This window comes from Tsukamurella asaccharolytica (genome assembly GCF_007858435.1).
Lineage (GTDB): Bacteria > Actinomycetota > Actinomycetes > Mycobacteriales > Mycobacteriaceae > Tsukamurella > Tsukamurella asaccharolytica.
In genome coordinates this window covers 53640-71741 of record NZ_VIGW01000014.1, presented here as the reverse complement: position 1 = coordinate 71741, position 18102 = coordinate 53640, and the positions used below count along the sequence as shown (strand labels likewise).

The 18102-nt window shown below is 68.5% G+C and carries 17 protein-coding genes and 1 tRNA gene; 9 read left to right on the top strand and 9 right to left on the bottom strand.

The window, feature by feature from the left end; all coding sequences use genetic code 11:
* On the top strand, positions 1-181 hold a 181-nt coding region (locus FK529_RS20400; RefSeq protein ID WP_205124213.1), incomplete at its 5' end, for a hypothetical protein.
* A 17-nt stretch (positions 182-198) separates the two neighbouring features.
* On the opposite strand, the gene FK529_RS17710 is transcribed toward FK529_RS20400, so the two are convergent.
* From FK529_RS17710 to gyrB, 4 genes are all read right to left on the bottom strand, one after another.
* Positions 199-275, bottom strand: a tRNA-Ile gene (locus tag FK529_RS17710).
* Positions 276-328: 53 nt separating this feature from the next.
* Positions 329-1060: a DUF3566 domain-containing protein gene (locus tag FK529_RS17705; protein WP_231703159.1), complete on the bottom strand. Its 732-nt coding sequence runs from the start codon at positions 1058-1060 to the stop codon at positions 329-331.
* A 28-nt stretch (positions 1061-1088) separates the two neighbouring features.
* Positions 1089-3590 carry a DNA gyrase subunit A gene (gyrA, locus tag FK529_RS17700; protein ID WP_146563686.1) on the bottom strand — a complete coding sequence of 834 codons (2502 nt, stop codon included), beginning with the start codon at positions 3588-3590 and terminating at the stop codon, positions 1089-1091.
* A 63-nt stretch (positions 3591-3653) separates the two neighbouring features.
* Positions 3654-5717: a DNA topoisomerase (ATP-hydrolyzing) subunit B gene (gene gyrB, locus FK529_RS17695; RefSeq protein ID WP_146563684.1), complete on the bottom strand. Its 2064-nt coding sequence runs from the start codon at positions 5715-5717 to the stop codon at positions 3654-3656.
* 278 nt (positions 5718-5995) lie between these two features.
* Here gyrB and FK529_RS17690 point away from each other — a divergent pair, with 278 nt between their 5' ends.
* Positions 5996-6451: a DUF6841 family protein gene (locus FK529_RS17690; RefSeq protein WP_146563682.1), complete on the top strand. Its 456-nt coding sequence runs from the start codon at positions 5996-5998 to the stop codon at positions 6449-6451.
* Here FK529_RS17690 and FK529_RS17685 read toward each other — a convergent pair.
* The 4 genes from FK529_RS17685 to dnaN are packed head-to-tail and all read right to left on the bottom strand — an operon-like array spanning position 6448 to position 10334.
* Positions 6448-6990 carry a DUF721 family protein gene (locus FK529_RS17685; RefSeq protein WP_146563680.1) on the bottom strand — a complete coding sequence of 181 codons (543 nt, stop codon included), beginning with the start codon at positions 6988-6990 and terminating at the stop codon, positions 6448-6450. The genes FK529_RS17690 and FK529_RS17685 overlap by 4 nt on opposite strands.
* Positions 6987-8231 carry a DNA replication/repair protein RecF gene (gene recF / locus FK529_RS17680; protein WP_146563678.1) on the bottom strand — a complete coding sequence of 415 codons (1245 nt, stop codon included), beginning with the start codon at positions 8229-8231 and terminating at the stop codon, positions 6987-6989. The genes FK529_RS17685 and recF overlap by 4 nt, the downstream gene beginning before the upstream one ends.
* Before the next feature lie 17 nt (positions 8232-8248).
* Positions 8249-9133, bottom strand: a complete 885-nt coding sequence (gene gnd, locus FK529_RS17675) for a phosphogluconate dehydrogenase (NAD(+)-dependent, decarboxylating) (RefSeq protein ID WP_146563676.1) — start codon at positions 9131-9133, stop codon at positions 8249-8251.
* Positions 9134-9170: 37 nt separating this feature from the next.
* A complete protein-coding gene (dnaN, locus tag FK529_RS17670; RefSeq protein ID WP_146563674.1) occupies positions 9171-10334 on the bottom strand; it encodes a DNA polymerase III subunit beta in 1164 nt (387 codons plus the stop codon).
* Positions 10335-10790: 456 nt separating this feature from the next.
* Between dnaN and FK529_RS17665 the strand changes: the two genes are divergently transcribed.
* Positions 10791-11582, top strand: coding sequence for a hypothetical protein (locus tag FK529_RS17665; RefSeq protein ID WP_146563671.1), 792 nt, complete (start codon positions 10791-10793; stop codon positions 11580-11582).
* 27 nt (positions 11583-11609) lie between these two features.
* On the opposite strand, the gene dnaA is transcribed toward FK529_RS17665, so the two are convergent.
* Positions 11610-13103: a chromosomal replication initiator protein DnaA gene (gene dnaA, locus FK529_RS17660; RefSeq protein WP_146563669.1), complete on the bottom strand. Its 1494-nt coding sequence runs from the start codon at positions 13101-13103 to the stop codon at positions 11610-11612.
* 636 nt (positions 13104-13739) lie between these two features.
* Here dnaA and rpmH point away from each other — a divergent pair.
* The 6 genes from rpmH (at position 13740) to rsmG (ending at position 17382) form a co-directional block, all read left to right on the top strand.
* Entirely contained in the window at positions 13740-13883 is a 144-nt protein-coding gene (gene rpmH, locus FK529_RS17655; RefSeq protein WP_012836448.1) for a 50S ribosomal protein L34, read from the top strand.
* Positions 13884-13930: 47 nt separating this feature from the next.
* Positions 13931-14374 carry a ribonuclease P protein component gene (gene rnpA / locus FK529_RS17650; protein ID WP_331456337.1) on the top strand — a complete coding sequence of 148 codons (444 nt, stop codon included), beginning with the start codon at positions 13931-13933 and terminating at the stop codon, positions 14372-14374.
* Complete coding sequence (gene yidD, locus FK529_RS17645) at positions 14371-14631, top strand: membrane protein insertion efficiency factor YidD (RefSeq protein ID WP_231703157.1); 261 nt, start codon at positions 14371-14373, stop codon at positions 14629-14631. Before rnpA ends, yidD begins: the two co-directional genes overlap by 4 nt.
* 88 nt (positions 14632-14719) lie before the next feature.
* Complete coding sequence (yidC, locus tag FK529_RS17640; RefSeq protein ID WP_269432103.1) at positions 14720-15958, top strand: membrane protein insertase YidC; 1239 nt, start codon at positions 14720-14722, stop codon at positions 15956-15958.
* A gap of 47 nt (positions 15959-16005) precedes the next feature.
* Positions 16006-16554, top strand: a complete 549-nt coding sequence (locus FK529_RS17635; RefSeq protein WP_146563665.1) for a Jag family protein — start codon at positions 16006-16008, stop codon at positions 16552-16554.
* A gap of 81 nt (positions 16555-16635) precedes the next feature.
* Entirely contained in the window at positions 16636-17382 is a 747-nt protein-coding gene (gene rsmG, locus FK529_RS17630; protein WP_146563663.1) for a 16S rRNA (guanine(527)-N(7))-methyltransferase RsmG, read from the top strand.
* Positions 17383-18102: the final 720 nt, after the last annotated feature.

Genomic DNA, 18102 nt, shown 5'->3' with positions numbered 1-18102 from the left:
CCCGTGTGTGGTTGTGCACCCGCTGCTGGGCACCGTCCCACCGCCAAACTACGACCTCGTGACGGACATGTCCACCACAGCATCCCTGCTGGTCAACCCCTTACCAAGCCTGTCAGCTGGAGATAAGCCGCGAACTCCTGACATCCGCCTTGCAAAGGCGGCGCTCTACCAACTGAGCTAAGGCCCCGGGACGGGGTGTGGTGGGCCTAGGAGGACTTGAACCTCCGACCTCTTCGTTATCAGCGAAGCGCTCTAACCGCCTGAGCTATAGGCCCGTGAACCGAGGTGGAACTTTACCAGCGCACCTCGAGTTCTACAAAACTGCTGTTCAGTCCCTATCGGAGAGGGTCACCTCGATGCCGCCCACGAGGTCGGCGCAGAGGTTGTAGATGAACGCACCCACGGTGGCGAGCGCGGTCAGCAGGATCACGTTCGCGAGGCCGGCGAGACCCGCGTAGGTGAAGACGTTGCCCGCCGTCAGCAGGCTCACGCCCGCCTGCTCGTTGGTGAGCGTCTGGAAGCTGTCATTGATCTTGCTCCACACCCCCATGCCGCTGAGCACGATGTACAGCACACCCACGGCGATCATCCACACGAAGAACAGCACCACGGAGACCACGCCGGTCAGCTTGAACGTGGTCCACGGGTCGATGCTGCGCAGCTGCATGCCCGCCCGCACCGGACCGCTCGCGGCCTGGGTCTTCACACCCGCCGCGCGGGCCGGCGCGCCGCCCACCGTGTGCAGGTTCGACGATGCCGCATCCCGCGCCGGGGCCGCCGGTTCGGCCGGCGCCGATGCCGGTGCGGTCGCGTCGGCGGCCGGCTGGGCAGGGGCCGACTGAGCAGGGACCGGCGCCGTCGGCGCCGCTGCCGGAGCGACCTGATGAATCTTGTCCAGGTCCGGCAGGTTCTTCGGCAGCTCGTCGCGCTCGACGCCCTCGGTGGGCGCATCGATCCCCCGGCCGACATCGGTGTCGCGTCGCGGGATCCGGACGGGCTGCCGGCCCGCCTCCGGTCCGGACTCCGGCGGCTGGCCGGGTCCGGTTCCAGGGGTACTCAACATGCGCTCCTTCGTGCTTCGCGGCGGCTTATGCCTCGCCGTCCGCCTGCTCGGGTTCGTCGCTCTCGTCGGCGTTGCGGGCGATCGCCAAAAGACTAGTCCCTTCGGCCAGGTTCATCAGCCGGACGCCCTTGGTCTGGCGGCCCGCCTTGCGGACCTGCCGCGCCGCGGTGCGAATGACACCGCCGCCCGACGTGATGGCGTACAGCTCGGTCTCGTCGTCGACGATGAGTGCTCCCACCAGTTCGCCGCGCCGCGGATCGAACTGGATCGTCAGCACGCCCTTGCCGCCACGCCCCTGAACAGGGTAGTCCTCCATCGCCGTCCGCTTGGCGTAACCGCCCGAGGTCGCGACAAGAAGATATGTATCGGCCTGAACCACGTTGAGCGCCAGCAGCTGATCGTCGCCGTTGAACCGCATGCCCTGCACCCCGGACGTTGCGCGGCCCATGGGTCGCAGGGCGTCGTCGGTCGCGTGGAAACGGATCGACTGCGCGTTCTTGCTGACGAGCAGCAGGTCGTCCTCGGAGGAGGCGAGCACCGCACCCACCAGTTCGTCCTCGTCGCGCAGGTTGATGGCGACGATGCCGCCGCTGCGGTTCGAGTCGAAGTCCTCGAGCTTGGACTTCTTCACCAGGCCGTTCTTGGTCGCGAGAATCAGGTAGGGCGCGTCGTCGTAGGCCTTGATCTGGATGACCTGGGCGATCCGCTCCTCCGGCTGGAAGGCCAGGAGGTTCGCCACGTGCTGGCCGCGGGCGGTGCGGCTCTGCTCGGGCAGCTCGTACGCCTTGGCCCGGTAGACGCGGCCCTTCGTGGTGAAGAACAGGATCCAGTCGTGGGTGGAGCACACGAAGAAGTGCGCGACGATGTCGTCCTGCTTGAGGTCCGCGCCCTTGACGCCCTTGCCGCCGCGCTTCTGGCTGCGGTACAGGTCGGTCTTGGTGCGCTTGGCGTAGCCGGTCTCCGTGATGGTGACGACCACGTCCTCGCGGGCGATGAGATCCTCGTCGGTCACGTCGCCGTCGGCCGCGATGATCTTGGTGCGCCGGTCGTCGCCGAACTTCTCCACGATCTCGCCGAGCTCGTCGCGCACGATCGCGCGCTGGCGCTCCGGGCGGTCGAGGATGTCCTTGAGGTCGGCGATCTCACGCTCAATCTCGGCGAGTTCGTCGATGATCTTCTGCCGCTCCAGAGCGGCGAGCTTGCGCAGCTGCATGTCGAGGATGGCGTTGGCCTGCAGCTCGTCGACGTCCAGCAGGTCCATCAGGCCGGTCCGCGCGATCTCCGTCGTCTGCGACGCGCGGATCAACGCGATCACCTCGTCGAGCGCGTCGAGCGCCTTGACCAGGCCGCGCAGGATGTGGGCCCGCTCCTCCGCCTTGCGAAGAAGGAACCGCGTGCGCCGCACGATGACGTCCAACTGGTGCGCCACGTAGTAGCGGACCATCTGGTCCAGGCGTAGCGTGCGCGGCACCCCGTCGACGATGGACAGCATGTTCGCGCCGAAGCTGGTCTGCAGCTGGCTGTGCTTGTAGAGGTTGTTCAGTACCACCTTGGCGACGGCGTCTCGCTTGAGCCGCACCACGATCCGCATGCCGACGCGATCCGAGGACTGGTCCTCGATCTTGCTGATGCCGGCGATCTTGCCGTCGCGCACCTGCTCGGCGATCGACTGCACCAGGTTGTCAGGATTCACCTGGTACGGCAGCTCGGTGATGACGAGTTCCGTTGTGCCCTTGGAGTCCTCCTCCACCTCGACCACGCCGCGCATGCGGATGGAGCCGCGGCCGGTGGAGTAGGCGTCCTTGATGCCCTGAGTGCCCACGATGAGGCCGTGCGTCGGGAAGTCCGGTCCCTTGATCCGCTCCATGCACGCCTCGAGCGTCGCCTCGGAGTCGGCCTCGAAGTTGTCCAGGCACCAGAAGATCGCCTCGGCGACCTCGCGCAGGTTGTGCGGCGGGATGTTGGTCGCCATACCGACCGCGATACCGCCGGAGCCGTTCATCAGCAGGTTCGGCACACGCGCCGGGAGCACCGTCGGCTCCTGGGTCTTACCGTCGTAGTTCGGCGTGAAATCGACGGTCTCCTGATCGATTCCGCGCAGCATCTCCATCGCGAGCGGGGTCAGGCGCGCCTCGGTGTAGCGCATGGCGGCCGCGGGATCGTTACCCGGCGAGCCGAAGTTCCCCTGGCCGTCGATCAGCGGGTAGCGCATCGACCAGGGCTGTGCGAGGCGCACGAGGGCGTCGTAGATCGCGCTGTCGCCGTGGGGGTGATAGTTGCCCATGGTCTCGGCGACGGGCTTGGCCGACTTCACGTAGCTGCGGTCGGGCCGGTAGCCGGCGTCGTACGAGGCGTAGAGGATGCGGCGCTGCACCGGCTTCATGCCGTCGCGCACCTCGGGCAGGGCGCGGCCCACGATCACGCTCATGGCGTAGTCGATGTAGCTGCGCTGCATCTCCTGCTGGATGTCGACCGGTTCGATCCGGTCGTGACCGCCGGTTTCGGCGGGCGGAGTGGTGTCAGTCATTCGAGTCCTTCGAGTTTCATCGGTCCGACGGTGCGCGGCGCTCCCCACTCAGGGGGCGCGCGATCACACGTCGAGGAACCGCACGTCCTTGGCGTTGCGCGCGATGAACGAGCGGCGCGCCACCACGTCCTCGCCCATGAGGATGGAGAAGAGCTCGTCGGCGGCGGCGGCATCGTCGAGCGTGACCTGCTTGAGCACGCGGACCGACGGGTCCATCGTGGTCTCCCACAGCTCCTTGGCGTTCATCTCGCCGAGGCCCTTGTAGCGCTGGATGCCGTCGTCCTTGTTGATCTTCTTGCCGCTCTTCAGGCCGTCGGCCAGCAGCACGTCGCGCTCGTTGTCGCTGTAGGCGAACTCGGGCTCGGCGCCCTTCTGCCACTTGAGCTTGTAGAGCGGCGGCTGCGCGAGGTAGACGTGGCCGTGCTCGACGAGCGGCCGCATGAAGCGGAACAGCAGCGTCAGCAGCAGAGTCGAGATGTGCTGGCCGTCGACATCGGCGTCGGCCATGAGCACGATCTTCTTGTAACGCAGTTTGGCGATGTCGAACTCGTCGTGGATGCCGGTGCCGAAGGCCGTGATGATCGACTGGACCTCGGTGTTCTTGAGCACCTTGTCGATCCGAGCCTTCTCGACGTTGATGATCTTGCCGCGGATGGGCAGGATCGCCTGGTACATCGAGTCGCGGCCGCTCTTCGCGGACCCGCCGGCCGAGTCGCCCTCGACGATGTAGACCTCGCACTTGTCGGGATCGTTGCTGCGGCAGTCGGCGAGCTTGCCGGGCAGGCCGCCGATATCGGTGGCGCTCTTGCGGCGCACCAGTTCCCGGGCCTTGCGGGCGGCGAGGCGGGCCTGTGCGGAGGCGGCCGCCTTCTGCACGATGGTCTTGGCGTCCGCCGGGTTGGAATCGAACCAGAACTGCAGCTGCTCGCGGCAGACCTTCTGCACGAAGCTCTTGACCTCGGTGTTGCCGAGCTTGGTCTTGGTCTGGCCCTCGAACTGCGGCTCGGCCACCTTGACGGAGATCACCGCGGCGAGGCCCTCGCGGATGTCATCACCCGAGAGCTCGCCGTCCTTGTCCTTGACCAGCTTCTTGTCCTTGGCGTAAGCCTTGACCACGCCGGTCAACGCGGTGCGGAAACCCTCCTCGTGGGTGCCGCCCTCGTGCGTGTTGATGGTGTTCGCGAAGGTGTGCACCGACTCCGAGTAGCCCGAGTTCCACTGCATCGCGATCTCGATCTCGTGGCCCTTCTCCTTGCCCTCGAAGGAGATGATCGAGCCGTGGATCGGCGTCTTCGACGTGCGCGCGTTGATGTGCTTGACGTAGTCGACGAGGCCGTCCGGGTAGTGGAAGATGCGCTCGCGCTTCTTCGGCGCGACCTCGGCCAGGGCCGCGGCCACATCCTCTTCGTGCGCCGACGGTGCCGCCTCGGTGATGTCCTCGTCGGGCACCTCGACGACCGCGGGACGCTCGTCGGTGAGGGTGATGGTGAGGCCCTTGTTGAGGAAGGCCATCTCCTGCAGGCGGCGCGAGACGGTCTCGAAGTCGTAGGAGGTCGTCTCCGTGAAGACCTTCGGGTCGGCCCAGAAACGCACGGTCGTGCCGGTGCGCTCGGTGGGCTCGCCCTTGATCAGGTCCTCTGCGACAGCGGTCTGCTTCTTGTCGTCCCAGTGGAAATTGTTCTGCCAATGGAAGCCGTCGACGTCGATCTCGACCTCGACCCGGCTCGAGAGCGCGTTGACGACCGAGACGCCGACGCCGTGCAGGCCGCCGGACACCGCGTAGGAGTCCGAATCGAACTTGCCGCCCGCGTGCAGCGAGGTGAGCACGAGCTGCACGGTCGGCATGCCCTTGGCGTGCATCGCAACGGGGATGCCGCGGCCGTCGTCGATGACCTCGACGCCGCCGTCCGCCATGAGGCGGACATCCACCCGCGTCGCGTACCCGGCCATGGCCTCATCGACCGAGTTGTCCACCACCTCTTGGATCATGTGGTGCAGGCCGCGCGGGCCGGTGCTGCCGATGTACATGCCGGGGCGCTTGCGCACCGCCTCCAGGCCCTCGAGCTGCTTGATGGAATCCGCGCCGTACGAGCCCTTGGACTTGTCCGCGTTGTTGTCAGCCGCCACGATGTGTTGGCGCTCCTTCGTCGAGACCACCGGGCGAACAACCGTGAACTTCTACCGGCCGGGGCCGCCACGATGGTGATCGGACAGCACCCCGCGAAGACGGGGCGCTCTTGCCCTCCTAGTCTACTCCTCTTCACGACGATGAATGCGTTTGCCACGCCCTCATAGCGTCGCAGACGCGATCAACCGCGTTTCGGTCGACTCAGTCCGATCGACGAGCCGACGCGCACACGGCGACGCTGGGCCGTGAACCGACAATCGCTCGTAGAGTCGGAGGCATGGATCACGCCGAGATCGACGACTACCTCGCGCGGTACGCGCAGACGCTCACCCGCTTCGACGCGACGGCCGGCGCCGCGCTCTGGGCCGAGCCCGGCATGATCGTCGACGACCGATTCTCGGGAGTACTCGACGACCGCGCGTCGATGGCGCGCGGCCTCGAGCAGTCGTACCCGCTGTACCGCGCCCTGGGACTGGCCTCGGTCGGCCACGAGCTCCTGGGCAGCACGCCGCTCACGGAGGCGATCGTGCTGCTCCACGTGCGCTGGCTCTTCCTGGACGCGGACGGCGCGCTGCTCACCGACAGCACCGCGTACTACATCGTGCGGCGCGACGAGGACGGGCCGCACGCCTGCGTGTGCGTCCAGGTGGACGACGCCTCGAAGCTGCAGGCCCTCGCCGCCGACCGCGGGATCGACCTCAGCGCGTTCCTGCCGGCCGAGCCACCGGCCTAACCGTACGTGTCGCGCGGGCCCCGGCCCGGCACGTGGAGCGGGCCCTTGCGCCAGCTGGGCGCGCTGGGCCCGGTGATGTTCAGGGAGGTGACCACGCCCTGGCCGACGGCGGCGTTGATCTTCGCCAGCACCTGGGACTGCATGAGCCGCAGCTGCGTGGCCCACGCGGTGGACTCCGCGCTCACGTACAGGACCTTCTCGCGCAGGCTCACGGCGCGCGCGTGCGCGGCGACGTCCGCACCGACAACTGAGTCCCAGCAGCCGAGCACCGTCCCCTCACTGACCTTGGTGTCCCAGCCGCGCGCCTTGGCGATCCCGCCGATGATAGAACCGAAGGGTTGCGGGTCGCGGTTGTCGGGCGACGGACCGCTCCACCGCTTGGAACCGCGGCGCAGCCGCCGTACTCCGCCCGTCATGGGCTCGGACCGGCCCCGGCCGACGGACTTCCCGGCCGCCTTCGCCGCCGCGCGCGCCTGCTCCAGCGCGCGCCGCGCGATATCGGAACCGTGCAGCTCCCCGTCGTCCTTCGGCCCCGTCATATGGCCCCCTCGCGCCCGTCGCCGTCGCCCTCGAGGTTACTCGCCTCCTCCGACACCCTCCCGGGCGTCGACGATGGGCCGGCGAGGCGGGAGACCCTGGCATCGGCCGGTCCGTCGACGGTGACGGAGAACGTGGCGGCCCGCAACTCGGGCGGCAGATCCTCGGGCACGGCGGCCGTGACGATCACCTGCTCAGTGCCCGCGGCCACCTCGGCGAGGGCGGTCCGCCGCGTGGCGTCGAGCTCGGCGAAGACGTCGTCGAGCAGCAACACCGGCTCGGACCCGCCGGCGCGCAGCAGCTCCAACGAGGCGAGCCTCAGCGCCAGCGCGTACGACCAGGACTCGCCGTGCGAGGCGAAGCCCTTGGCCGGCTCGTTCCCGAGCCGCAGGTCGAGATCATCGCGGTGCGGGCCGACGAGGCAGACGCCGCGCTCGATCTCGCGCGGCCGCGCCGCGACGAGTCCGGCGCGCAGGAGCTGCTCCAGCTCGGCGACCGGGGCGGCCGCGGGGTCACCGTCGAAGTCCTCGAAGAGCGCGCTGGTGTACCCGACGGTGGCGGCGCGGGACTGCGGCGCGAGCGCGGCGTAGGCGACGGTGAGGTGCGGCGCGAGGGACGCGATCACCTCGAGCCGGGCCGCGAGCACCTCGGCGCCGAACCGGGCCAGCTGCTCATCCCAGACGTCCAGGGTGGCGAGCATCGCATCGGCGTCCTGGCCCCCGCGGCGCGCGGCCGCGTACGCCGTCTTGAGCAGGGCGGTGCGCTGCTTGAGCACCCGCTCGTAATCGGCCTTCTCGGCGGCGATCCGGGGCGTGCGGAGGATCGCGAGGTCGTCGAGGAAGCGGCGCCGGCCGCCGGGTTCGCCGCGGACCAGGGCCAGGTCCTCGGGGGCGAAGAGCACCGACTGGAGGATGCCGAGCAGCTCGCGCGGCCGGCGACACGGCGCGGTGTTGATGCGCGCCCGATTGGCCCGGCCGGCGACGATGTCGATCTCCGCCGTCAGCTCGCGGCCCGCGTTGTGCACGGTCGCCGCGACGGCGGCGCTCTCGGCGCCGACGCGGATCAGCGGCTGGTCCGTGGCCACCCGGTGCGAGCCCAGGGTGGCGAGGTAGTTCAGCGCCTCGACGAGGTTGGTCTTGCCGAAACCGTTGCTGCCCACGAAGACGCTGACGCCCGGTTCCAGGTCGACGGTGACGTCGTCCCAGGACCGGAAGTCGTGCAGGGAGAGCCGGCGGACGTACAACGAAGCGGTCGGCCCGGTTAGTCCGCGCGCCGCACGGCGTGCCCGCCGAACTGGTTCCGCAGCGCGGAGACCGCCTTCATGGTGTCCGAATCGTCCTGCCGCGACTGGAATCGGGCGAACAGCGCCGCGGCGATGACCGGCGCGGGCACCGAATGCCGGATGGCCTCCTCGACGGTCCACCGTCCCTCACCCGAATCCTCGGTGTAGCCGGTGATCTCGTGCAGGCCGGGATCCTCCTCGAGCGCCTTGACCAGGAGGTCCAGCAGCCAGGACCGCACGACGGTGCCCTTGCTCCAGGCCCGCAGCGTACCCGTCACGTTCTCGATCAGGGGTTCCGCCTCGAGCAGGTCGTAGCCCTCCCCGTAGGCCTGCATGAGGCCGTACTCGATGCCGTTGTGGATCATCTTCGCGTAGTGCCCGGCGCCGACGGGGCCGCTGTGCGCGAAGCCGTCCTCGCGGTCGCCCTCCGGGCGCAGGGCGTCGAAGATCGGCATGGCCCGCTCGACGTCGGCGTTCGACCCGCCGACCATGAGGCCGTAACCGTTCTCGAGGCCCCAGACGCCGCCGGAGACGCCGCAGTCGAGGTAGCCGATCTCCTTGGCGGACAGCAGATCCGCATTCACCTGGTCGTCGGTGTAGCGGGAGTTGCCGCCGTCGATCACCAGGTCACCGGGCTCGAGGATATCGGCGAGCTTGCGCACGGTCTCGCGGGTGATGTCGCCGGCGGGAACCATGACCCAGACGGTGCGCGGCGCGGTCAGCGCCTGCGCGAGCGCCTCCAGCGACGGCACGTCGGTGACCTCGGGACGGGGGTCGTAGCCGATCACCTCGTGGCCGGCGTTGCGGATCCGCTGGCGCATGTTCGCGCCCATCTTGCCCAGACCGATCAGACCCAACTGCATGTTCGCGGCACCCTTCCGTGCGGAGACGACGGTTCGATCAGCCGGGCAGGCGCACCGGCATGAGCAGGTACGTGTACGGGCTCTGCGGCGCGGGGAACCCGCCGGAGTCGTCCGGCTCGTAGCCATTCTGCACCGCCGGCCGCAGCACCGCAGGCCGACTGGGCGTGGTGAATCCGAAGGTCACCGACTCCGTGTGGATGGCGGCCAGGCCGTCCTGCAGGTAGCCCGGGTTGAAGGCGATGGTGAGCGCCTCGCCCTGGAAATCCGCGGGCAACTCCTCCTCGGCCTTACCGGCGTCGTCGCCGCCCGCCGAGAGCCGCAGCGAACCGTCGGCGAACTCCATCCGGACCTGCGCGCCGCGATCGGCGACGAGGGCCACGCGCTTGATGGCCTCGAGCAGCGGCGCGATCTCCATCGTGGCGAGGGCCGTGTGCGAGGCGGGGAGCAGCTGGCGGAACTTCGGGAAGTCCGCGTCCAGGAGTCGTGTGGTGGTGCGACGGTCCGCGCCGACCACGCCGAGCAGTCCGTCGGCGCCCACCGCGGAGCCCGCTCCGAGCGCGATCCCGACCTCGGGATCCACGGCGAAGGTTTTCGCCGCCTCGGAGAGGGTCTTCGCCGGCACGAGAACCGCGGCCTTGACGTCGGAGGAGGCGGGCTGCCAGTCGAACTCGCGGACCGCGAGCCGGAACCGGTCGGTCGCGGCGAGTACGACCTTCTCGCCCTCGATCTCGACGCGGATGCCGGTGAGCATCGGCAGAGTGTCATCCTTGCCGGCGGCGATCGCGACCTGCGCGATGGCCTCGGCGAAGGTGCCGCGCTCGATGGACCCGGTCTGCTGGGGCAGCTCGGGCAGCTGCGGGTAATCCTCGACGGGCATCGTGGGCAGCGAGAACTTCGCACTGCCGCAGGTGATCGCGACGCGTGTCGTGTCGAGTTGCACGTCGACGGGCTTGTTCGGCAGCGCCTTCGTGATGTCCGCGAGCAGGCGGCCGGAGACCAGGGCCTGGCCCTCGTCGGCGACCTCGGCGCCGACGCGCACCTGGGCGGAGACCTCGTAGTCGAAGCCCGAGACGGTCAGGCCGTCGTCACCCGCGGTGAGCAGGACGCCGCCGAGCACCGGCACCGGCGGGCGTGACGGCAGGCTGCGCGCCACCCACGCGACGGATTCGGCGAACTCCTCGTGCGGGACGCGAAACTTCATGCCGACGGGGCCTTTCGGTGGGGGTCGTTCGGGTACGGCGTGGCGGGCACGACCGTGAGGTCTTCGATGCTATAGGAGCGGGAGTGATCCGGTGGCGTTCAGGTGGCGCCTGACCGGAACCCCGGGTCCGGCCGCGCGGAGCATGCCGGACCTTCACCGCACCTCTTTTCAAAGGAAGTATCTAGTGAAGAAATATGTCATCGTCATAAGCCCTGTGGACGATGTGGAAACGGACCGTCGGCGCAGCGCCGGTGGCGTGTCGGGGTGTTGACGACGCGCCGCAGCGATTGTGGAACTACATCCGTGTGATTGGTGAGGAAGGCGGCCTGTGGAAACCTGTGGATGAACTCTCCCCAGGTCACTCCTGGGTTTTCGGTGCTTCATCCACAGGCTGTGTGCAGTACTGGTGAGTAATTCGGGGTTCGCTCACGCGCGCTGTACGCGTACGGTGTGACCATGGGATATCCGGATCCAGAGCGCCCCGGCGAGCACCCCGGCGGCCAGAACTACCCCGTCGGCCCCGACGCGCAGAACGTGCCGAAACCGACGCGGGAATACGAGCGCCCCGCGGGGCCGGGCCCGCAGGACCCGCCCACGCAGGCCTACGACGGTGGCTATCAGCTCGGCTACGCGCCGGGTGCCTACGGCGATCAGTACGGCGCACAGCCGCCGCAGGGCCCTCCCCCGGGCCCGGGCGGCCCGGGCGGTGGCTCCGGTGGCGACGGCGGTTCCGGCGGCAATCGGAAGCTGCTGTGGATCGCGGCGGCGGCGGTCGGCTTCGTGCTCGTCTTCGCCGTGATCGTGGCGCTGGTGGCGACCAGTGGTCCTCCGGAGAGCACCGCGTCCTCGCAGACCACCACGACCGCTCCCCCGACGACGACGACTACGACCACCAGCAGGCCGGGCGGCATCACCCTGCCCAGCGGCGTCCCGTCGGGCATCTCGATCCCGCCGATCTTCGGCGGCGGTTCCAGCACGGGCGCGGACGCCCGGCAGTGGCGCGTGGAGGTGACCGGCAGCGGGTCGGCGCAGCTGGTCACCGTCGGCGTCCCCGACACCGGACTCTTCGGCACGCAACCGCTCCCGTGGTCCAAGGCGTTCACCTCGGATGCGCCGCTGGTCACGGTGACGGTGCTCGGCTACACGGGCGACGTGGGCTGCACGATCACGCGCAACGGGAGGGTCGTCTCGGAAGAGCGCAGCAGCGCGGGCAGCGGTGGGCCGCTGATCTGCTCGGCGGGCCGCTGACGGCAGCCGGCGCGGGGTGCGCGAGCCCTACTGACTCCGGCGCTTGATGCGGGTCGTGAGCTCCTGCACCTGGTCGTAGACCCGGCGCCGCTCGGGCATCTCCTTGCGGATCTTCCGCTCGGCGTACATGACCGTGGTGTGGTCGCGGTCGAAGATCTGGCCGATCTTCGGCAGCGACAGCTCAGTCAATTCGCGGCACAGGTACATGGCGATCTGCCGCGCGTGCGTCACGGCCCGCGCGCGTTCGGTGCCCTTGAGATCGGCGACCGAGATCTCGAAGTACTCCGCCACCACGGAAAGGATGGTGCTGGAGGAGATCTCGATGGTGGTGGTGTCCGGCACGAGATCGCGTAGCACCATCTCGGCGAGCTCGTAGGTCACGTCCGTCTGCGTGAGCGAGGCGAACGCGGTCACGCGGATCAGCGCGCCCTCCAACTCGCGGATGTTGCGGTCGATGCGGGTGGCGATGAGCTCGAGCACGTCCGGCGGCACGTGGATCCGCTCCATCTGCGCCTTCTTCAGCAGGATCGCCATACGGATCTCCAGCTCGGGCGGCTGGACGTCGGTGATGAGGCCCCACTCGAACCGCGTGCGCAGTCGGTCCTCCAGCGTCGCCAGCTGCTTCGGAGGGCGGTCGGAGGAGATCACGATCTGCTTGTTCGCGTTGTGCAGCGTGTTGAAGGTGTGGAAGAACTCCTCCTGGATGCCCAGCTTCCCCTCGAGGAACTGGATGTCGTCGACCAGCAGGATGTCCACGTCGCGATAGCGCTGTTTGAACTGGACCTGCCGGTCGTCCTTGAGGGAGTTGATGAAGTCGTTCGTGAACTCCTCGGTCGACACGTACTTCACGCGCATCCCGGGGAACAGGCGACGCGCGTAGTGACCCGCGGCGTGCAGAAGATGGGTTTTGCCGAGTCCGGACTCGCCCCAGATGAAGAGCGGGTTGTAGGCGCGGGCCGGCGCCTCCGCCACGGCGAAGGCCGCGGCGTGCGCGAAGCGGTTCGAGGCGCCGATCACGAAGGTCTCGAAGGTGTACTTCTGGTTGAGGCTCGAGCCCGACGATCCGGTCATCGCCGGGCCGCTGCCGGCCGGGCCGGTCATGGGCGGGGGCAGTTGCACCGACGGTGACGGTGCGCCCGGCATGCCGGCCGCGATCTCACTGACGGGGACGGTCAGGTCCGCAGTACTCGGACCCGACGGGCCCTCCACGGGCGCGACGCTCACGGGTTCGTCGGCGATGAGCGGAGGCGTGGCGTCGGGCGAGATGCGCACACCCAGTTCCACGTCCTGCCCCAAGCGGCTGGTGAGCGCCGCGACGAGCGGCTCGCGCAGGCTGCGGTCGATCGCGTCCTTCATCAGCTGGGAGGGCACGGCGACGAGGGCGAAGCCCTCGGTGAGGGTCAGCGGCTGGACCAGCCTCAGCCAGGCCTTCTCCTGCTTGGTGAGGGTGCGATCGGTGTTGTCTCCGCAGAGTTCGTCGACCACGGCGGTCCACGTCTCTAACAGCGGATCAACGGTCATCAGGTCCTCCACCCCGGCCTGAAAGCCTTCGGTCTCCGGCTTCCGACCGGCGTACTCGTTCACACGTCCAACGTCGAGCTGTGCAGAGAGGCACCCCACCCGACCTGCGCATGAACTGTACTCCACAGGTTCATCCACAGGTGTGGAGAACCACGGGCACAGGTGTTGTCAGCCGTTGGCTTCGGCTGGGAACGACGAGGTCGTACACGCTGTGGGGTCAGTACTCCGGGAGCTCGGGCTACGGTGCAGCACCGAGCTCGATACACGTTCGGCGCCTGTCGGCCCGAAGCTGCCGTGCTCGGGTTCCACGGGGCGCCGCGGCCGTGCTCAGCAATCGCATTCGGCAAAGTTAACAGAGTGGAGCGCGGTCCTCAACACCACGCACATTCCCGCAGGAAGCGGTGGGATGTCGGGGGCCTTCGGCGTGTCGCCGGCGATCGGTGGAACGACTCCTCGCCCGCCCCTGCGGGCACCGGTTTGACCTTGTCAGTGGGGATAAGTAGACTTGACCGGTCTGTGCGCACACCGATCCGTCGGGCTAGTTCGACCTCAAGTCGAACTTCATGTGCCGCCGAAGAATTTCCGTCCATCACCGGCGGCGCACCTGGTGCCGCCTACTGAACAAGGAGTGTCACCGTGGCTAAGGGCAAGCGGACGTTCCAGCCGAACAACCGTCGCCGCGCGCGGGTGCACGGCTTCCGTCTCCGTATGCGCACCCGTGCCGGGCGCGCCATCGTCAACTCGCGTCGGACCAAGGGCCGCGCGAAGCTGACGGCCTGAGTTTTTCCTCTCGCACAGCGCCACCGCGTACCGGTCGACCGGTCGCGGTGGCGCTGCTGCAAAGGCGATGGAGAAGGCAGACCACTGACGTGTTACCCGCTCGCTACCGCATGAGCTCGTCGCGCGATTTCGCCGCGGCGATCAAAGGTGGCAGGCGCGTGGGACGCCGCTCCATCGTGGTGCACGTGGCGACGACGACGAATCCGAGCCCGGTCCCTGCTTCCGAGGAGGGGCCGGGCCTCGTCGTGTCCGTGGACGACCCCGTGACGCCGGCGCCGCGCGTGGGTCTGGTGGTGTCTAAAGCCGTCGGCAACGCCGTGATCCGGCATACCGTCGCGCGCCGCCTCCGGGCCGCCGCCGCCGCCGTGGCCGGCGAGCTGGACGACGGCGCGCTGGTCGTGATCCGCGCCCTGCGTTCCGCGGCGGACGACGATGCGAACGAGCTGACGACGCAGTTGCGGTCGGGCCTGACGAAACTCGGCGCGTTGTGATCGAGGAGCAGGCGCCGAGTGCCGGGAGCAGGCTGCGAGCGCTGCCCCGGCGGGCATTGATCTCTCTGGTGCAGGTGTACCGGACGTGGATCTCTCCCGTCCGCCCTCCCACCTGCCGATTCACCCCGACCTGCAGCGAGTATGCGGTGGAAGCGCTTTCGGTGCACGGTGCCGTACGGGGCGTGTACCTCAGTACCATTCGCTTGCTGAAGTGCGGGCCATGGCACCGCGGCGGCTGGGACCCTGTCCCCGAATAGCCCTTCTGCCATCGGCTTCCACCACCCGAAGCGCGAATGACGCTTCCTGAGAACCTGTTCGAACCAGATCGGCAAGGAGCACCGCCCCGTGTCAAGTTTCAATCCGTTGTCCTTGGACTACGTGTACTACCCGGTGTCGGGCATCATGTGGGTCTGGCACAAGGTCTTCTCCTTCGTGCCCGGCCTCAGCCCCGACAGCGGGATCACGTGGGCCCTCTCCGTGATCTTCCTGGTGCTCACGTTGCGCGCCATCCTGTACAGGCCCTTCGTCCGGCAGATCAAGACGACCAGGCAGATGCAGGAATTCCAGCCGCAGATGCAGGCACTGCGGAAGAAGTACGGCAAGGACCGGCAGAAGCTGGCCCTGGAGATGCAGAAGCTGCAGAAGGAGCACGGCTTCAACCCGCTCCTCGGCTGCCTCCCGGCGCTCCTCCAGGTACCCGTCTTCATCGGCCTGTTCCACGTCCTCCGCTCGTTCAACCGGATGAGTGGCGGTGCTACGCAGTTGTTCGGTTCGCCGGACATGAGTGCCTACGAGACGCGCCATACTGCGAACTACTTCTTCTCCGCCACCGACGTCGAAAGCTTCCTCGACGCGCGCCTGTTCGGGGTACCGCTCTCCTCGTACGTCCAGGAACCCGTCGCGCAGTTCCAGGCCTTCATGCCGGTGAGCCCGCCGGACGCGAACGGTGTGATCGCCTACATCGAGCCGAACTTCGAGAAGTGGTGGATCGTTGCCCTGTCGCTGCCGCTGATGATCATCGCGGCGCTGGCGACGCACTTCAACTCGCGTGCCTCTATCGCGCGCCAGCCCGTCGCCTCGCTGGACAACCCGCAGACGGCGATCATGAACCGCCTCATGCTGTGGGTGTTCCCCATCGGCGTGCTGGTCGGTGGCTTCTTCCTGCCCGTCGCCATCCTGATCTACTGGGTCACCCAGAACATCTGGACGTACTTCCAGCAGCACATCGTCTTCGGCAAGCTCGATAAGGAGGACGAGGAGAAGAAGCGCCTCGCCCAGGAGAAGCGCGCGGAGAACGCCCCCAAGCCGGGCGTGAAGCCCAAGCGGCGCGGCGCGGCGACGTCCCTGGCCAAGGCCGCCGACAGCACGGCCGTGGACAGTAAGGCTGTGGACAGTAAGGCCGACGAGAGCAAGGCCGAGGACACCAAGGCCGGCGACGCCGAGGAGACGACAGCGGCGAAGGCACCGTCGAAGCCCACCCCCGGCGCCAAGCCGAAGCCCCAGCACCCTGCTGCCAACGCCCGCCAGCAGCAGCGCAACCAGCAGCAGCGCAACCGCAACCGGAACCGGAAGCGCAAACGCTGAGCTCGGTGCCCACGAACCCCTGATGATCGAATTCCCAAGGAGTACCCATGCCTGACGACGTGACCGTCGAGGAGGAGCAGACCGTGACCGAGGCGCCCGCCGAGGCTCCGGCGGAGAGCCCCGCGGACGAGGACGACGAGCTGGTCGAGGAGGGCGAGATCGCCGGCGATTACCTCGAGCAGCTGCTCGACATCCTCGACTTCGACGGCGATATCGACCTCGACGTGGAGGGTGGCCGCGCCATCGTCGCGATCGACGGTGGTGAGGACCTCGCCAAGCTGGTGGGTCAGCGCGGCGAGGTCCTCGACGCGCTACAGGAGCTGACCCGCCTCGCGGTGCAGCAGTCGACCGGCGACCGTAGCCGCCTGATGCTCGATATCGCCGGGTGGCGTGCAAGCCGCCGCACCCGCCTCTCGAGCCTGGGGGCCGAGGTCGCGCAGCGAGTCGCGGAGTCCGGCGAGAAGGAATCGCTCAAGCCGATGACGCCGTTCGAGCGCAAGATCGTCCACGATGCCGTCGCCAAGGTCGACGGTGTGCATTCCGAGAGCGAGGGCGCGGAGCCGAACCGTCGGGTCGTGGTTCTGCCCAACGTCTAGACTGTAGATAGGTGAACGATGGGTCCCGGGCCGTGCGCCTGGGGCCCATCGTCGTTTCCGGGCCGGACCGGCCCGCGGGCGATGTGTGTGACAGGAGAGTTTCACGTGGAACGGCGCGACCAGGTGGCAGAGAGAGCCGATGACGGCGAGGCGAGTGCCCACGCGCTGCCCGCCACCCCCCCGATCGTGCGCCAGGTCTTCGGTGATCGGCTCGAGCTCGCGGAGGAGTACGCCCGCGTCCTGGCGACCGACGGCGTTGTCCGCGGCTTGATCGGCCCGCGGGAGGTGCCGCGGCTCTGGGAGCGGCACGTGTTGAACTGCGCCGTGCTCGGAGAGCTGCTCGAATCCGGTGAGACCCTCGTCGACATCGGAAGCGGCGCGGGACTCCCCGGCGTGCCGGTCGCGATCGCGCGGCCCGACGTCGAGGTGATCCTCGTCGAGCCGTTGTTGCGTCGCGCGGTGTTCCTCGAAGAGTTCTGCGGGCCGCGGCTGCCCAACGTCCGAGTCGTCCGGGGGCGTGCCGAGGAGCGTGCGGTCATCGAGGCGGTCAGCGGCGCGGATGCCGTCACGTCGCGGGCGGTCTCCGGCTTCCCCAATCTTGCTCCGTGGTCGGCTCCCCTGCTCCGCGACGGCGGCCGGCTGCTCGCCCTCAAGGGCTCGCGCGCCGCCGAGGAGATCGAGGAGCACGGCGCGATCCTCACGAAGGCCGGCCTGCACGACCCCGAGGTCGTATTGTGCGGCGTCGGCATCGTCGATCCGGCGACGACAGTAGTGCGCGCTGTCCGCCGTGCGCCGGCGAAGCAGAAGCGAGCGAGGGTTCGACGCTAGGTACGAATTGGACAATTCCGGCTCGATCGTGCCGCACCTGACTACCCACGGGCCGTTTCGACACGTGACAGTTATTCGAATTGGCAGGCGCTGAGCGCGGCCGGGAGCCCGGCGAGATTAGGACGATCGTCCAGGAAATCGGTCACCCAGGCGCGCTGCCTCCGCCGTGGAACGGTGCGGGCCGGTGGGACGGACCCGGGTCGAGCGTCGCCGAGGACCATCCTTGCGCAGTACCTGTCGACCCGGATCAGTCGGTGCCGACGCGCGGGCGCCCCCGCAGATGTCTCAGCCCGGCGCTCTCCTCGCCCCGCACCGAGCCGTGACCGTCGGATGTGGAACCGGTGCGCCACGCTCCCGAAATCGCGCCTCGGGGCGAGCGCTGAGTGATCAGTGATGGGGCGTAGTCAGCGAAAGGCTTGGACCGCGGCGCGGCGCCTACGCGGTGGTCCCCGGAGGAGTGTGTGGTCGACTGCCAGGTGCCACGCGACGCGTTCCACGTGAAACACCCCGGGCTGAGACTCCGTCCGCGTGGAGCTGCGCCAGCGACGATCGACCGCTGCGGAAGCGGAGTATGTTCCGTGCGGTCGTGGTCCCGAGGCAGAGGCGCGAAGGCCGTGAGACGAGGGAGCGCACAGTCGGGCCAGACGACCCTCGCGGGAGATTGGTCGACGCGCCACGCCGCTCCCCCCTCCGGCATCCCGCGCGACAGCATGGTCGTTG

What these genes read in the sequence shown, in the direction of transcription:
- FK529_RS17665 (WP_146563671.1), top strand. Translation starts at nt 10,791, where the DNA reads ATGGGATATCCGGATCCAGAGCGCCCCGGCGAGCACCCCGGCGGCCAG.
- FK529_RS17635 (WP_146563665.1), top strand. Translation starts at nt 16,006, where the DNA reads ATGCCTGACGACGTGACCGTCGAGGAGGAGCAGACCGTGACCGAGGCG.
- dnaN (WP_146563674.1), bottom strand. Translation starts at nt 10,334, where the DNA reads ATGAAGTTTCGCGTCCCGCACGAGGAGTTCGCCGAATCCGTCGCGTGG.
- gnd (WP_146563676.1), bottom strand. Translation starts at nt 9,133, where the DNA reads ATGCAGTTGGGTCTGATCGGTCTGGGCAAGATGGGCGCGAACATGCGC.
- rsmG (WP_146563663.1), top strand. Translation starts at nt 16,636, where the DNA reads ATGTGTGTGACAGGAGAGTTTCACGTGGAACGGCGCGACCAGGTGGCA.
- gyrA (WP_146563686.1), bottom strand. Translation starts at nt 3,590, where the DNA reads ATGACTGACACCACTCCGCCCGCCGAAACCGGCGGTCACGACCGGATC.
- dnaA (WP_146563669.1), bottom strand. Translation starts at nt 13,103, where the DNA reads ATGACCGTTGATCCGCTGTTAGAGACGTGGACCGCCGTGGTCGACGAA.
- FK529_RS17685 (WP_146563680.1), bottom strand. Translation starts at nt 6,990, where the DNA reads ATGACGGGGCCGAAGGACGACGGGGAGCTGCACGGTTCCGATATCGCG.
- FK529_RS17690 (WP_146563682.1), top strand. Translation starts at nt 5,996, where the DNA reads ATGGATCACGCCGAGATCGACGACTACCTCGCGCGGTACGCGCAGACG.